Annotated in this window: 16 protein-coding genes; 7 read left to right on the forward strand and 9 right to left on the reverse strand. The window is 63.5% G+C overall.

The window, feature by feature from the left end:
• Nucleotides 1-92 precede the first annotated feature (92 nt).
• Nucleotides 93-1,280, reverse strand: coding sequence for an acyltransferase family protein (locus FNV92_RS12735; protein ID WP_143840708.1), 1,188 nt, complete (start codon nucleotides 1,278-1,280; stop codon nucleotides 93-95).
• A gap of 179 nt (nucleotides 1,281-1,459) precedes the next feature.
• Between FNV92_RS12735 and FNV92_RS12740 the strand changes: the two genes are divergently transcribed.
• Nucleotides 1,460-1,633: a DUF1328 domain-containing protein gene (locus FNV92_RS12740; protein ID WP_007612121.1), complete on the forward strand. Its 174-nt coding sequence runs from the start codon at nucleotides 1,460-1,462 to the stop codon at nucleotides 1,631-1,633.
• A 17-nt stretch (nucleotides 1,634-1,650) separates the two neighbouring features.
• On the opposite strand, the gene FNV92_RS12745 is transcribed toward FNV92_RS12740, so the two are convergent.
• The gene (locus FNV92_RS12745) at nucleotides 1,651-2,754 is read right to left on the reverse strand and encodes an alpha/beta fold hydrolase (protein WP_143840707.1); all 1,104 of its coding nucleotides are present in this window, start codon (nucleotides 2,752-2,754) and stop codon (nucleotides 1,651-1,653) included.
• A 67-nt stretch (nucleotides 2,755-2,821) separates the two neighbouring features.
• Nucleotides 2,822-3,181 carry a DUF427 domain-containing protein gene (locus tag FNV92_RS12750; RefSeq protein ID WP_015685067.1) on the reverse strand — a complete coding sequence of 120 codons (360 nt, stop codon included), beginning with the start codon at nucleotides 3,179-3,181 and terminating at the stop codon, nucleotides 2,822-2,824.
• 193 nt (nucleotides 3,182-3,374) lie between these two features.
• Between FNV92_RS12750 and FNV92_RS12755 the strand changes: the two genes are divergently transcribed.
• The gene (locus FNV92_RS12755; RefSeq protein ID WP_015685068.1) at nucleotides 3,375-3,611 is read left to right on the forward strand and encodes a BolA family protein; all 237 of its coding nucleotides are present in this window, start codon (nucleotides 3,375-3,377) and stop codon (nucleotides 3,609-3,611) included.
• Between the two features lie 39 nt (nucleotides 3,612-3,650).
• The gene (locus tag FNV92_RS12760) at nucleotides 3,651-4,865 is read left to right on the forward strand and encodes a low temperature requirement protein A (RefSeq protein WP_168213733.1); all 1,215 of its coding nucleotides are present in this window, start codon (nucleotides 3,651-3,653) and stop codon (nucleotides 4,863-4,865) included.
• A gap of 157 nt (nucleotides 4,866-5,022) precedes the next feature.
• On the opposite strand, the gene egtD is transcribed toward FNV92_RS12760, so the two are convergent.
• Both egtD and egtB read right to left on the reverse strand, forming a co-directional pair.
• Nucleotides 5,023-5,994 (reverse strand): L-histidine N(alpha)-methyltransferase, encoded by a 972-nt coding sequence (gene egtD, locus FNV92_RS12765; protein WP_168213238.1) that lies wholly within the window; start codon nucleotides 5,992-5,994, stop codon nucleotides 5,023-5,025.
• Between the two features lie 51 nt (nucleotides 5,995-6,045).
• Entirely contained in the window at nucleotides 6,046-7,344 is a 1,299-nt protein-coding gene (gene egtB, locus FNV92_RS12770; RefSeq protein ID WP_168213237.1) for an ergothioneine biosynthesis protein EgtB, read from the reverse strand.
• Nucleotides 7,345-7,584: 240 nt separating this feature from the next.
• Between egtB and grxD the strand changes: the two genes are divergently transcribed.
• From grxD to FNV92_RS12790, 4 genes are read left to right on the forward strand one after another with little or no spacing between them, the layout of a single operon-like run.
• A complete protein-coding gene (grxD, locus tag FNV92_RS12775) occupies nucleotides 7,585-7,911 on the forward strand; it encodes a Grx4 family monothiol glutaredoxin (RefSeq protein WP_041748800.1) in 327 nt (108 codons plus the stop codon).
• Between the two features lie 3 nt (nucleotides 7,912-7,914).
• Nucleotides 7,915-8,466, forward strand: a complete 552-nt coding sequence (locus FNV92_RS12780; RefSeq protein WP_143840703.1) for an O-acetyl-ADP-ribose deacetylase — start codon at nucleotides 7,915-7,917, stop codon at nucleotides 8,464-8,466.
• Between the two features lie 45 nt (nucleotides 8,467-8,511).
• Entirely contained in the window at nucleotides 8,512-9,798 is a 1,287-nt protein-coding gene (locus FNV92_RS12785) for a serine hydrolase domain-containing protein (protein ID WP_143840702.1), read from the forward strand.
• Nucleotides 9,779-11,062 (forward strand): serine hydrolase domain-containing protein, encoded by a 1,284-nt coding sequence (locus FNV92_RS12790; RefSeq protein WP_143840701.1) that lies wholly within the window; start codon nucleotides 9,779-9,781, stop codon nucleotides 11,060-11,062. The genes FNV92_RS12785 and FNV92_RS12790 overlap by 20 nt, the downstream gene beginning before the upstream one ends.
• A gap of 96 nt (nucleotides 11,063-11,158) precedes the next feature.
• On the opposite strand, the gene FNV92_RS12795 is transcribed toward FNV92_RS12790, so the two are convergent.
• From FNV92_RS12795 to FNV92_RS12810, 4 genes are all read right to left on the reverse strand, one after another.
• Complete coding sequence (locus tag FNV92_RS12795) at nucleotides 11,159-12,226, reverse strand: threonine aldolase family protein (protein WP_143840700.1); 1,068 nt, start codon at nucleotides 12,224-12,226, stop codon at nucleotides 11,159-11,161.
• An 88-nt stretch (nucleotides 12,227-12,314) separates the two neighbouring features.
• Nucleotides 12,315-12,932, reverse strand: a complete 618-nt coding sequence (gene rpsD / locus FNV92_RS12800) for a 30S ribosomal protein S4 (RefSeq protein WP_063195345.1) — start codon at nucleotides 12,930-12,932, stop codon at nucleotides 12,315-12,317.
• Between the two features lie 197 nt (nucleotides 12,933-13,129).
• Nucleotides 13,130-13,897, reverse strand: a complete 768-nt coding sequence (locus FNV92_RS12805) for an acyltransferase (protein ID WP_143840699.1) — start codon at nucleotides 13,895-13,897, stop codon at nucleotides 13,130-13,132.
• A 106-nt stretch (nucleotides 13,898-14,003) separates the two neighbouring features.
• Nucleotides 14,004-14,387 carry a cupin domain-containing protein gene (locus tag FNV92_RS12810; RefSeq protein ID WP_143840698.1) on the reverse strand — a complete coding sequence of 128 codons (384 nt, stop codon included), beginning with the start codon at nucleotides 14,385-14,387 and terminating at the stop codon, nucleotides 14,004-14,006.
• Nucleotides 14,388-14,409: the final 22 nt, after the last annotated feature.

A 14,409-nucleotide genomic window follows, 5' to 3' on the forward strand; every position in this document is an offset into this window, starting at 1 on the left:
AGGAACGAAGCGACGAAGCAATCCAGACTGTCTCGACGGAGAGACTCTGGATTGCTTCGCTTCGCGCAATGACGAGTGGAGAGACCTCGTCCTCACAACACGTGTGACGCGCCCGGAATTTTCCGCAAGGCCCCCGTCAGTCCCCAGCTCAGGATCACCGTGAGCACGAAGCCGATTGCGGCCTTCACGATCGCCGGCCATCCGTAGTCGAACAGCGCGTACTGGATCCACAGCGCAATCGGGTAGTGCACCAGGAACATGCCGTAGGCATCCGCCTGCATGCGGTCGAGCAGGTTCGGCGCGGGCGACTTCTGGTGCAGGAAGAAGGCGAGGATCGCGAGCAGGATCGAGCCCGAGAACAGCACGAAGAACGTGCTGTAGATCGCCTGATACCAATGCGGCTGCGGGTCGGGATTGCCGAGGATTTCGCGCTTGATGTAGATCATCACCCACATCAGGCAATAGGGGATCGGCGTCACGATAACCCACGTCCAGCGGCTCTTCGGCAGCTGCCCGTCGGCGCTGAGGATGCCGCGGTCGAAATTCGCAGCACCAACGCTGACGCCGATGAAGAAATACGCGAAGTAGAGCAGGATGCGGCTCGCCTGCACCGAGAACGGCCCGAGCTCGAACCATTTGCTGCCGCCGAAATAGAGCAGCGCCGGCACGTAGACGATTGCGGTGACGACGACGAGCAGCAGCCAGAACACGGCCGGCTGGTCGAAGCCGCGCAGCGAGACGCGGTTGACCGGGTCGACCAGATGCGCCGAGACCCGGTAGAGCAGGCTTGCGGTCAGGTCGAACGCCAGCAGCACCCATACGAACCAGATCGGACCGCTCGGCCACGGGCCTGATGTGATCGTCTTCCACCAGAAGGAAGCGAAGGTCAGTTCGGGATCGGCCCGCAGCGCGATCGCGTAATAGGCGAGCGGAATGACGGTGAAGGCCGCGATGACGAACGGCAGGCCGAGCCGCAACAGGCGGTCGCGCAGGAAAACCTGCGGCGCCTTGCGCGCGATGCCGGACCACGTGAACAGTCCCGACAGGAAGAAGAACATCGCCATGAAGAAGCTGTCGGTGGCGAGCACGACGACGTCGAAACCGATCCAGGATGCGGGATCGGTGTGACCGAAATGGGTGTAGGGAAGGACGGCGTGATGCAGCAGCACCACCAGCGTCAGGAAGGTGCGGGTTCGATCCAGCGACAGATTGCGCGCCCTGGCCTTCGGCGCGGCGTCCGCCTCCGCACCGATCGTCGCGGAATGTGACATCGTGATCATGGCGGCCCCGGTCGCGCTTCTTTCCCGGTCCGACTGTGCCGCCCGGAACCCGATTCAGCAAGCGCAGTTTGTGTCAGGGTACCGGCGACGGGCCGGGAGGAACCAGTTCCCCGCTCCGCAGTTAATGTTCCCGAATAGGTTGAGCGGCCGCTGCGTGCTGCCTTGAGTCGGAGTTGGCGATGACGATCCTGAAATGGGCGCTGATCTTCTTACTTGTTTCGATCGTGGCCGGCGTGCTCGGCTTCACCGGAATCTCGGCCGCTTCCGCCGACATCGCCCGCTTCCTGTTCTATGTCTTCGTCGTGATCTTCCTGGTGCTGCTGATACTCGGGCTCACGATCTTCAGGGCGTAGGGGCGCTGCTCCGGCCCTCAGTCGCGTGCGAAGGGCATGACGCGGGCCACCAGCTCCGCCAAGAACTGATCAGGGCGATCGAACGGAATGAAATGGTCGCCGCCGCTGACCCAAACAAACTCCTTGTGCGGGGCGGTGATCTCTTTGAAATAGCGCTCGGCGGGTTCGCCCGGCGTCACGCCGTCCTCCTCGCCCTCGATGAAGAACATCGGGATCGAAAATTCGAACCCGAGCGAGGCCGTGTCGCTCTGAAACATCGGCCCTTTTCGTCCGGTCAGATACCTGGCCGAGAAGATCGCACCTCTTCGCCAATTGTACAAATCGAGCAGCGAGAGCCCGGGCATGAAAAGCGGTGGGACGGGACCTGTAATTTGGAAACCATCGGCGGGCGGCAGACCCAGCGCGCTGCTCCATCTGTCCGCAATCAGGCGATTTTCCGGGGTGAGGGTCGGTTGTGAAGCGATCGGCGCCAATTCCGCCAGGGCCTCGCGATTGTTGGTGGCTGCCGCAAGCCTTTGCAGGCGCCCGATCGTGAGCTCGAAGGCCTTCTCGAATGTCGTCCTGCCAACCACCTGACCTGCGCCGACATAGGCAGAGAACAGATCCGGGCGTTGCTTCACCATGTGAATGCCCAAAAACGAGCCCCAGGAATGCCCAACCAGGACTATCCTCTCCTTGCGTAGATGCGCTCGCAGATACTCGGCCAGTTCGACACCATCCTGCGTCATGCGCTCAAGTGTCATGGTTGGCGCGAGCGCGCCACCAGCCGCGCCATAGGTGCGGCCGGTGCCGCGCTGGTCCCACTGCACAACGGTAAAATGCTTTTCCCACGGCAGCCAACCCGACGAGATCGGCAACGTGGTGCCTCCGGGTCCCCCGTGGACAAACAGGAGAACCGGGTTATCCCGATCCTCACCGCGGATTTGAATCCATTGCCTGATGCCGCCGATATCGACGAACTCACCCTCCTGGACGCCCTTGGGCGAGCGGATCGCGAGGGTTTCGATCGCAAGGTGCTGGCGATAGGCGCGAAACCCCAGTCCGGCAGCGGCCACCGCAAGGAGGACGCCAGCCGCTCCCAGCAACGAGACCCCAACCAGTCTTGCGGCCTTGCGTGGCATCTTGTGCCTTGTTCGGACCGGGGGAACGCGGCCTCATGATCGGCCCGGCGTCACAGCGCCCGTGAGCCTACCCCACTTCCTCGATTTTCACCTTGTCCGGATAGAAGGCGAGGTGACCGGAAATCTCGGTCATCGCGGGGAAGGGCGTCTCGTAGGTCCAGATCGCGTTGTCCAGAGTCTTGCCGTCGGCCTTGACGCTGTAATAGCTCGCGTCCCCCTTGTAGGGGCAATGGGTGACGCGGTCGGTGCGCTCCAGCAACTCCATGTTGGCGTCCTGCCGCGGCACATATTGCACCGCCGGGTATTTGGCCTCTTTCAAGGTCAGCGCCTTGCTGGTCTCGGCGATCACGATGTCGCCAGCCGTGACGCGGACGCGGCGGGGGTTCTGGGTGATGGTGATGGGGTGGTCGGGCCCTGGGAGCTTCATGATTTCACGCCTTTTCGATCGATCTGCCGCGCGCGGCACTTTGTCGTGCCTTTATCCTGACGGGATGGGAGATATAGTGCCGGAAGGCGTGACGTAGAAGGCCGTTCACGCTAAGTTTGGACCTGCCGGCAAGTTTGGTTTTCCAGATCGGGACCCCGGCAGCGATTGGACGACGAGACAGGAGCCAGCCCGAATGCCCATGGACGCCCACGATATCGAGGCGATGATCAAGGCAGCAATCCCCGATGCCGAGGTGACGATCCGTGACCTCGCCGGCGATGGCGACCACTATGCCGCGACCGTGATCTCGGAATCCTTCCGCGGCAAGTCTCGCGTCCAGCAGCACCAGATCGTCTACCGGTCCCTGCAAGGCCAGATGGGCGGCGTGCTGCATGCGCTGGCGCTGCAAACCGGGGTGCCCGGTACTTGATTCGACTGCATCTGATCTGATCGGGACGGGGGCTCGATGATGGCTGCGGACAATCCGCGCGGCGCGATGTTTCGCGTCATCGTGCCGAACCAGCACAGCCGCGTCACCAATGCCGAGCTGTTCTTCGATCTCGTCTTCGTCTTCGCCGTCACGCAGGTGTCGCATACGCTGCTGCACCATTTCACGCCGCTCGGCGCCGTGCATGTCACGGTGCTGTTTCTCGCGGTGTGGTGGGTGTGGGTCTACACCGCCTGGGTCACCAACTGGCTCGATCCCGACCTGACGCCGGTCCGCATCCTGATCTTCCTGATGATGCTGGGCGGCCTCGTGCTGTCGACGACGATCCCGACCGCGTTCGAGGGGCGGGGCCTGTGGTTCGCGATCGCCTACGCCACGATGCAGGTCGGACGTACCGCGTTCTGGCTGCTTGCAACCCCGCGGCATCGGACGGCGGTTCGGCACAACGCGATCCGTATCCTGGTCTGGCTTTCCATATCTGCGGTGCTGTGGATTGCGGGCGGTGTCGTCGAGGGCGACACGCGGCTGTTTTTGTGGATCGTCGCGGTTGGCTGGGAGTACATTGCGCCAGCGGTGCGGTTTTGGGTCCCGAAGCTCGGCTTCTCCTCGGTCGAGGCCTGGCGCGTGGAAGGCGGCCATATGGCCGAACGCTGTTCGCTGTTCGTCATCATCGCGCTCGGCGAGGCCGTCGTCGTCAATGGCGCGACCTTTGCCGAGCTGGAGTGGAATGCGGCGAACATGATCGCGTTTATCTCCGCGCTTATCGGCAGCATCGCGATGTGGTGGATCTACTTCCACAGAGGTGCCGAGGCGGGCGCCGAACTGATCTCGAAAAGCGTGGATTCGGGCCGGCTCGCTCGGCTCGCCTACACCTATTTGCATATGCCGATCATCGCCGGCATCATCCTCACCGCGGTGTCGGACGAACTGGTGTTGAAGCATCCAGCCGGGCATTCCGATGTAAGGACCATCGTCAGCACCATCGGCGGGCCGCTGGTATTCCTGGTCGGCACCATCCTGTTCAAGCACGCGATTCGCGGTTTCCTCCAGCTCTCGCACGGCATCGGCATCATTTTGTTGCTGGCGCTGTGTTGGTTCGCCGCCGATCTCTCGCCGCTCTGGCTGTCGGTCGCGACCACCGTGATCATGATCGTGGTCGCGGTGTGGGAATCGGTGTCGCTGGGGGCGGCGCCGGAGGAGGAGGCGCACGAGAGCGCGTCCGGCGGTAGTGCTTGAGCAAGCGCCTCGTCCTTCGAGACGACCGCTCCGCGGTCTCCTCAGGATGAGGCTAAGCGGCATCGGTGGTCAATGAAACTGCTGCCGCGCACTCCGCTCCTGAGGAGCCTGCGAAGCGGGCGTCACGAAGGATGGGCCGCAAGCGACGGCTGGAGCGTTACTCCGCCACCTCAAGCGCATGCACCGAAAACATCTTCGCGGCATCCGTCCAGCTCTCGCGCACCTTCCAGCCCGCACCTTGCGCTAGCGCGGCAAAACGCTCGAGGCTGTATTTGTAGCTGTTCTCGGTGTGAATGCTCTCGCCCGGGCGGAACGAGAAGCTGGTGCCGAGCAGCCGCACGGTCTGGTTCTTCTTGCTGATCAGGTGCATCTCGATGCGGTGCCGCTCGCGATTGTAGATCGCGCGATGGGTGAAGGCGGATAGATCGAAATTGCCGCCGAGCTCGCGGTTGATGCGCACCAGCACATTGAGATTGAAGCGCGCGGTGACGCCAGCCGCATCGTTGTAGGCGTCGTGGAGCACACGCTCGTCCTTCTCGAGGTCGGCGCCGATGATCATCTGAGCTCCCGCACCCAGAATCTCGCGTGCGCTCTTTAGGAAAGCTTGGGCCTGCTCCGGCTCGAAATTGCCGATGGTCGAGCCGGGGAAGAAGCCGACCTTGGGCATTGAAGCGACCGCCTTTGGCAGCTCGAACGGGGTGGTGAAATCGGCTGCCACCGGATAGATGCCGAGCGACGGAAAGTCCCGCTTCAGGCCGTTGGCCTGCGCCTTCAAAAAATCGCCGGAGATGTCGACGGGCACATAGGCCGCGAACTTGCACTGGTTGAGCAGCAGGCGGACCTTCGTGGTCGCGCCCGCGCCGAACTCGACCAGCGCCGCATGCTCCGGAATGATCTTCGCGATCTCGCTGCCACGCTCCTTCAGGATCGATAGCTCGGTGCGGGTGGGATAATATTCCGGCAGGCGCGTGATCGCCTCGAACAGCTCCGAACCGGTCGCGTCGTAGAAATATTTCGGCGACAGCTTTTTCGGCTGCTGCGACAGGTCCTCGATGGCTTCGCGGGCGAAGGCGGTGGTCTGCTCGTCGGGAAGATGGGCTTCGGCCAAAGCGCTGGCGTGCACATTCATGATACTCTCCTGAACGCGCTGTCCGGCGCGCATTTGTCGTCGGATGTGAATTTACTCGTAATCGGCGAGCCGCAATCCCGTGAACTGCCAGCGGTGGTGCGGATAGAAGAAGTTGCGATAGGTGATACGGCTGTGCCCTTCCGGGGTTGCGAGCGAGGAGCCGCGCAGCACCAGCTGGTTGACCATGAACTTGCCGTTGTATTCGCCGAGCGCGCCTTCGACCGCGCGATAGCCGGGGTAGGGTGAATAGGAGGAACGGGTCCACTGCCAGACGATGCCGAAGGCATCGTTGAGCGCGCCCGCGCGGGCCGCAACCTCCCATTCCATCTCGGTCGGCAGGTGCTTTCCGGCCCAGCGCGCAAACGCATCGGCCTCGTAGTAGCTGATGTGGCAGACCGGGGCGTCGGGATCGATCGGCTTGAGCCCCGCCAGTGTCATCACCTGCCATTGACCGTCGACCTCGCGCCAATGGCCCGGAGCCTGCCAGTCTTCCTTGCTGGCGGAAGCAAAGCCGTCCATCAGCCACAGGGTCGCTTTCGCATAGCCGCCGTCGCGCATGAAGGCGAGCCATTCGGCGTTGGTGACGAGATTGCGGGCGATCTTGACCGGGCCGACCAAGGCGCGATGCGCCGGCTTCTCGTTGTCGAAATGGAAGCTGTCATCGACATGCCCGACGGTGTGAATGCCTTCGTTCAGAGACAACCAATTTTCGCCCGTCCGTGTCGCGGCCGGAAAGCGCCAGTTCGGATCGTAAGCCGGTGAGACCGGATTTTGTGCGAAGGCGTGCAGGATGTCGGTGAACATCAATTCCTGGTGCTGCTGCTCGTGGTTGAGCCCGACCTCGACCCGCGGCGCCAAGGCCTGAAGCTTGTCCTCGCCGGCCTCGCGGAAGAATTTGACGACAGCCGCGTCGACATATTTTCGATAGGCGCCGACCTCGCCAGCACTCGGCCGGGTGATGTCGCCGCGATGCCCCCGTGCATGGCGCGGGCCGGCGCTGACGTAATAGGAATTGAACAGGAACGCGAAATCGGGATGGAAGGGCCGGTAGCCGGGCGCGTGCTCGCCGAGCAGGAACTGCTCCCAGAACCAGGTGGTGTGCGCCCGGTGCCATTTCGCCGGGCTTGCGTCCGGCATGGACTGGATCTGCTGGTCCTCGGGCGACAGGGGAGCGGCCCGCCGCTCGGTCTCGTTGCGGACGGTGAGAAATGCGTCTTCCAGCCGCTGGGCGAGGTTGCCCGGGGCGGAGGACGGTGACGAAATCGGGGAGGTGGCCGTAGCGGAGGCTTGTTTCGTCACGTTTTTCTCCAGACAGGACAAGAGAACGTTGTTCGCGTTGCCCGGTTCCAAAACCGGGGTTTGTCCTAGATAGGGGCTCCGTTACGGTATGAAAGTCCTGCCCGGTGATGATATTCGTGCCATCATGTAATGGGCCCCATGCCCTCACGATCGGCTGCCGAGGGGCTGTTCGCCGGCATTTTACTTTGGATGCACAACGGTTTGGGCTACATATATAGGCAGGTATCGGGTTAAATCGGCTGAGCCGGCCCGGAGTGATTGGTTAGGGCTCCGCCCCAGAAGGACATGGATATGAGCATCGAGGAATTCATCGCCAACGAAGTGAAGTCGAACGACGTGGTTCTGTTCATGAAGGGTACGCCGCAATTTCCGCAGTGCGGTTTCTCCGGCCAGGTCGTCCAGATCCTCGACCACATCGGCGTCGGCTATAAAGGCCTCAACGTTCTGGAATCTGCCGAGCTGCGCAACGGCATCAAGGAATTCTCGAACTGGCCGACCATCCCGCAGCTTTACGTGAAGGGCGAGTTCGTCGGCGGCTGCGACATCGTCCGCGAGATGTTCCAGGCTGGCGAATTGCAGCAGCTCTTGTCCGAGAAGGGCGTCGCTGTCGCGGCCTGATGCGTGCCCGCGCTGACGCGCCGGTTCGGCGGCGCGCAGCTCGAGGTCATCGTTGCTGACATCACCACACTGAGCGTTGATGCCATCGTCAACGCAGCCAACACGTCGCTCCTTGGCGGGGGCGGCGTTGACGGCGCGATCCATCGGGCGGCCGGGCCGGACCTGGTGGCAGAATGCCGTACGCTCCACGGCTGCAAAACGGGCGACGCCAGGATCACCAAGGGTTATCGGCTCAAGGCCGCGCATGTGATCCACACCGTCGGACCGGTCTGGAATGGCGGCACGCTGGGCGAGGACGATCTGCTGGCCTCCTGCTATCGCCGCTCGATGGAGCTGTGCCGGGAGCACGAACTGACCTCGGTGGCATTCCCCGCGATTTCGACCGGCGTTTTCCGTTTCCCCGCCGACCGGGCAGCCGATATCGCCGTTCACACGATGATTGAAGGGCTCCCGGCCGCGCCATCCGTTGCTCGCGTCGTGTTCTGCTGCTTTGCAGAGCCGAGCGCCAGGCTTCATGCCCAGGCGCTTGCGCGACACAGCGGCCCTTGTGCCTGATGACGCCGTCAGTACACTCCGCCCGCCACGTTCCGGGGAGGGGCTATGATTTCACGGTCTGGACTGCGCTCGTTCGTCTGCGGCACGCTGGTCGCGTTAGGTGCGGTCACGCTCGCGCGCGCTGAGGGCACCTACGAGATTCCGGCCGGCGCGCATTTCAATCCGGAGAAGCTCTCGAGGATCAGCGAGTTCTTCAAGAACGAGGTCGCGACCGGCAAGATCGCCGGCGCAACCGTGTTGATCAAGCAGCATGGCAAGCCGGTCTACCACGAAGCGTTCGGCGTGCAGGACGTGGCGAGCAAGGCGCCGATCACGGACAAGACGATCTTCCGCTTGTTCTCGATGAGCAAGGCGATCACGTCCGTCGTCGCGGTGCAGTTGATCGAGGACGGCAAGATCAAGCTGGATGATCCCGTCTCGAAATACATCCCGTCCTTCGCCAATGTGAAGGTCGGCGTCGAGAAGAAGGCCGACGACGGCACCAAGTCGCTCGAGCTCGTGCCGCCCACGCGGCCGATGACCGTGCTCGACCTGATGCGCCACACGTCCGGCGTCACCTATGGCTTCTATGGCGACAGCTTGGTGCGCAAGGCCTATCGCGACGCCAACATCTATGCCGGCGATTTCGACCTTGCCGAGTTTGCTGAGCGGATCGCGAAACTGCCGCTGCACAATCAGCCGGGCGCGCTCTGGCAATACGGCCATTCCACCGACATCCTGGCGCGCGTGATGGAGGTCGCGACCAGCAAGCCGTTAATCGACATCATGCGGGAGAAGCTGTTGGGCCCGCTCGGCATGGTCGACACCGGGTTCTTCGTCACCGACCCCGAGAAGCAGAAGCTCCTGGCGCAGCCGGTGCCGAACGACAGTGATTTCCGGGTCGGCCGGATCAACGATCCGACCGTCGTCAAGAAGATCCAGTTCGCCAGCGGCGGCATGGTCACGACCATGGCGGACTATGAGCGCTTTGCGCAGATGCTGCTCAACGGCGGCAGCCTCGACGGCAAGACCATCCTCAAGCCCGACACCTTCAAGCTGATGGTGACCGACCAGGTCGGCCCGGGTTCCGGCGTCGATCGTGATTACTTCTACTTTCCTGGGGACGGTTTTGGCTTCGGCCTCGGGCTCGCGGTCCGCACCGATCCCGGCAATGCCAAACCGCCGCCGCCCGGCAATCTCGGCGAATTGAAGTGGGACGGCGCCTCCGGCTGCTATTTCGTGATCGACCCCAAGCAGGACATGTTCTTTGTTCTGCTGGAGCAGACCCCGACCGAGCGCCAGCGCGTGCAGCGGACATTGAAGCAGTTGGTCTATGAAGCCATGGAGAAGTGATGCGTTCGGGCGCCGCGCTTTGATCGCGGCGCTCGTCCTTCTGTCCGGGGCCGTGGGCGCGACGGCGGGTCCGGATGGACGCGCAGCGCACAGTTTCTCGCCCGAAGGCCTGGCAAAAATCTCCGACTACATCCGGAACGAGGTTGCGACTGGCAAGATCCCGGGTGCGATTCTGCTGCTGCAGCAGCACGGCAAGCCGGTCTATTACCAGCAGTTCGGCGTCCGCGACGTCGTCACTGAAATTTCGATGAGCGCGGACACGATCTTCCGCCTCTACTCGATGTCGAAGCCGATCACGTCAGTCATGGCGATGATGCTGGTCGAGGGGGGCAGGCTTTCGCTCGACGATCCTGTCGCGAAATACATTCCGGCGTTTGCCGGGATGAAGGTCGGCGTCGAGAAGAAGGCCGAGGACGGCAAGGTTGCGCTGGTGCTGGAGCCGCTGGAGCGTCCGGTCACGATCAGGGATCTGCTGCGCCATACCGCGGGTTTGCCCTACGGCTATCAAGGCGGCGGCGCGGTGCGAGAGCTCTACGCCGCGGCTAACCTCTTCGACAGCGATCTCAGCAATGCCGATTTCGTGGCGAAGGTCGCCACGCTGCCGTTGGTCGAGCAGCCCGGCACGGTGTGGGACTACGGCCATTCAACCGACGTGCTCGGTCGTGTCGTCGAGGTGATCTCGGGAAAGACGCTGCTGCAGTTCGAGAAGGAGCGGCTGCTCGATCCGCTTCACATGACCGAGACGGCGTTCTTCGTTGCCGATCCCGCCAAATTCCCGCGTATCGCCGAGCCGATGCCGGCCGACCGCAACATCAATCCGACGACGCAGCTGCGCGATATCAGGCGGCCGGTGGCATGGGAATCGGGTGGCGCCGGCATGGTCGGCACAATCGGCGACTATGCCCGCTTCACGCAGATGCTGTTGAACGGCGGCAGCTACGAGGGGCGGCGCTATCTCAAGCCCGAGACCATCGCGCTGATGGCGTCGGACCACGTCGGCCCCGAGACCGGGATCGCGCGCGACCAGAATTACTATCCGGGCGGGAGTTCCGGTTTCGGCCTCGGCTTCGCCGTCCGCACCTCGGTGCCGTCAGGCACGTCGTGGCCGCTCGGCGAATATCGCTGGGACGGCGTCGGCGGCACCTTCTTCTTCATCGATCCCGAAGACGATGTGTTCGGGATCTTCATGGTGCAGACACCGTCGCAGCGCGGCCGGATTCAGCTGGCGTTGAAGACGCTGATCTATCAGGCGATGGGGCGCTGACGTTTCGTAGCCGGGATGGAGCGCAGCGCAATCCGGGAATATCTTTCCGCGACGCGAGAACCCCGAATTTCGCTGCGCTCCATCCGGGCTACAGGATCATGCTCCGCGAACGATCTCTCTGATGTAGCCGATCGTTTCCTCAACCTGGGCCGCATTGACGTCGAGATGGGTGCAGGCACGAATGCGGCCGTCCATCATCGCGAGCGTCACGCCACGCTGGCGCAGTGCGGCGACCATCTTGTCGCCGGGGATGCCGGCGCCATCGGGCTTGAAGAACACGAGATTGGTCTCGGGCTCCTGCACCTCGATGCCTGCGATCTGCGACAGACCGCGGGCGAGCGCGCGCGCATTGGCGTGATCATCGGCGAGACGGTCGACGTGATGGTCGAGCGCGTAGATGCAGGCGGCCGCGCAGATTCCGGCCTGCCGCATCGAACCGCCGAGACGCTGCTTCCACTGCCAGACCGCGTCGATGAAGGCGCGCGAGCCTGCGAGCACGCCGCCGATCGGGGCGCCGAGGCCCTTGGAGAAATCGATCCAGGCCGAATCCCACCCCGCCGTCATGTCGCGCGGAGAGATGCCGCTCGCCACCGTGGCATTGAGCAGGCGCGCGCCGTCCATGTGGGTGACGAGGCCGTGCTGCTTGGCGATGGCGACGATCTCGTCGAGTGCCGCCTTCTTCCAGATCGTGCCGCCGCCGATATTGGCGGTCTGCTCGACGCTGACGACGGTCTGCGGCGGCTGATAGCGCGTGCGCGGATGCAGCGCCTTGCGGAACGTCTCCGGCGTGAACTGGCCGTCGGCGCCCTTCAACTGCGTCACCTGAAAGCCGCCGATCGCGGCATGCGCGCCGCCTTCGCGGGCGATGATGTGCGCGCTCTCATGCGCCAGGATCTCGTCGCCGGGGCGGCAATGCACCAGCGTCGCGGTGACGTTGCACATCGTGCCCGACGGCATGTAGACCGCAGCCTCCTTGCCGAGCAGCTCGGCGACGCGTTCGCACAGCGCATTGACGGTCGGATCGTCGCCGACCTGCTCGTCGCCGACCTCGGCACGCGCCATCGCCTCGCGCATCGCAGCCGTCGGCTTGGTCTGCGTGTCCGACAGCAGATTGATGCGCACCGGCGGCGCCTTGGGATCGATCGGGGGAGGGGTGTAGAGCATGAGACGCCTCCTATCGGCGGGGACGGCCACTGACGTGGCTCTCAAGAAAAAAGGCCCCGGCGAACCGGGGCCTTTCGATCATCAGATTTTAGCGCGAATAGAATTCGACGACCAGATGAGGCTCCATCTGTACCGGGAACGGCACGTCGGAGAGAGCGGGGATGCGGATGTATTTCGCGGTCATCTTGCCATGGTCGACTTCGAGATAGTCGGGGGTGTCACGCTCGGGAAGCTGACTGGCCTCGAGGACGTGAGCGAGCTGCTTGGAGGCTTCCTTGACCTCGATCACGTCGCCGACCTTGAGCTGGTAGCTCGAGATGTTGACCTTGCGGCCATTCACCTTGATGTGGCCGTGGTTGATGAACTGGCGCGCGGCGAAGATCGTCGAGACGAACTTGGCACGGTACACGACCGCGTCGAGACGACGCTCGAGCAGGCCGATCAGGTTCTCGCCGGTGTCACCCTTGAGGCGGCTCGCCTCGACATAGATGCCATGGAATTGGCGCTCGGAAATGTTGGCGTAATAGCCCTTCAGCTTCTGCTTGGCACGCAGCTGCACGCCGAAGTCCGAGAGCTTGCCCTTGCGGCGCTGGCCGTGCTGGCCGGGGCCGTATTCGCGGCGGTTCACGGGGCTCTTCGGGCGGCCCCAGATGTTCTGGCCCATACGGCGATCGAGTTTGTACTTCGCCTCACTGCGCTTAGTCATCGCGTCCTCTTCAGGTACATGGTTTGAGGAAACGCGCCCTCCTGTGTGACGGGCTAGCCCGGCACTGACAGGTCCGATCCCCAAAGCATAGGAGGCAGGACCACGGGTCGCGAAACGCTTCGCGGGCCGAAATCGGCCCGCGAGCAGGCGGCTTTTAGGTGAGTTTGGGGTTCGCTGTCAATGTGAATAGGCCGGAATCAGGCCCCAACCGCCCGAATCGGCTTGGACCCGGCCGCCCGCAATTCGGCAGTGATTTCAGTGTTCAGGACCTGTTCCAGCTGGGTCAGGACCCGGGCGATCGGGGCGGCGTCGGTGACCCGGTGGTCCCAGCGGATCACGACATGGATGCTCTGGTCGGCCTCGACCACCCCATAGCTCACGATGAACGGGCCGGGTGTGATGGGGTGGAGTTCGCCGCCGCCATAGGCGGCCACCGAGCTCACCGCGAAGCTGCCGAACCAGTTGCCGCGCTGCCGGCCGAAGTTCAGCCCCACGGCCCAGGACAGGCGCCGCAGCGGCAGCGGCAGGCGGGTCGCCCGCATGATCTTGCGGAACATGGGCACGTCGTCGACCGGCGCCGTCTTGGCGCGCCGGATCTCGGCATCGATCGCGGCCAGCGCCATGGCCTCCGGAGCCGCGATTCGCTGCGGCATCACGCACTCCTCGCCGTCCTCGACCCGGGCGATAGCCACCAGCGCTACGCTCTTGGGCAGCTCGTAAAGCATAGGCCAGGGCCATTTGGCATAGACCGTGCGCAGGATCGGCTCGTCCCTGGCGACCAAGGCAAAGGCCTTGACGAACATCGCGGCCCAGCCGGCCGGGGCCACGGCGGCGGCGCGGGCCTCCAGCAGGGGGCGAATATTGAGCGATCGGGACAGCGAGACGAACGGCACGTCCATCGACGCGCGCATGAGGTCGCAAATCAGGCGGCGCGGCAGCGAAATGGTCTTGGGCGTCCCGCGCATGGGTCTTTCGGTTCCCGCTGATCAAAAGATGTGCAGCGAGCGGGTTCCCGCTCGCCGCTCGCTCTAGCATGAAACCAACCCGCTTGGGGCCGGTCGGTTCGCCGCATCAAGGCGCCGGCGAGGCCAGTGGCTTGGTCTTGTCGACGACGTAAACTCCCAGCACTTTCATAGCCTTATCGCCATGGGCTTTGGCGTCATGCACGACGCCTGCGGGGATCTGGTAGGAATCGCCGGCTTTCAGGGTTTTTTCCGGCTGGCCGTCGATCAGGAGATTGAGTTCGCCTTCGAGCACGTAGCCAGTCTCGATGCCCGGATGGGTATGACGTCCGGCCGCACCGCCTGCCGGGACTTCCGCGATGGCGGTGATGGTGTTGTAGCCGTCCGGAAATTCGACCTTCTGCAGCGGGGTGCGCTTGATGCCGGGCTGCTGGGCGAACGCGGTAACGGCAAGACCGGTAAAGGCAAGAGCGAGCAAAGTCTTTTTGAACATTTGTTTCCTCCCTGGACGGCCG

It is taken from the genome of Bradyrhizobium cosmicum, assembly GCF_007290395.2.
Classification (GTDB): domain Bacteria; phylum Pseudomonadota; class Alphaproteobacteria; order Rhizobiales; family Xanthobacteraceae; genus Bradyrhizobium; species Bradyrhizobium cosmicum.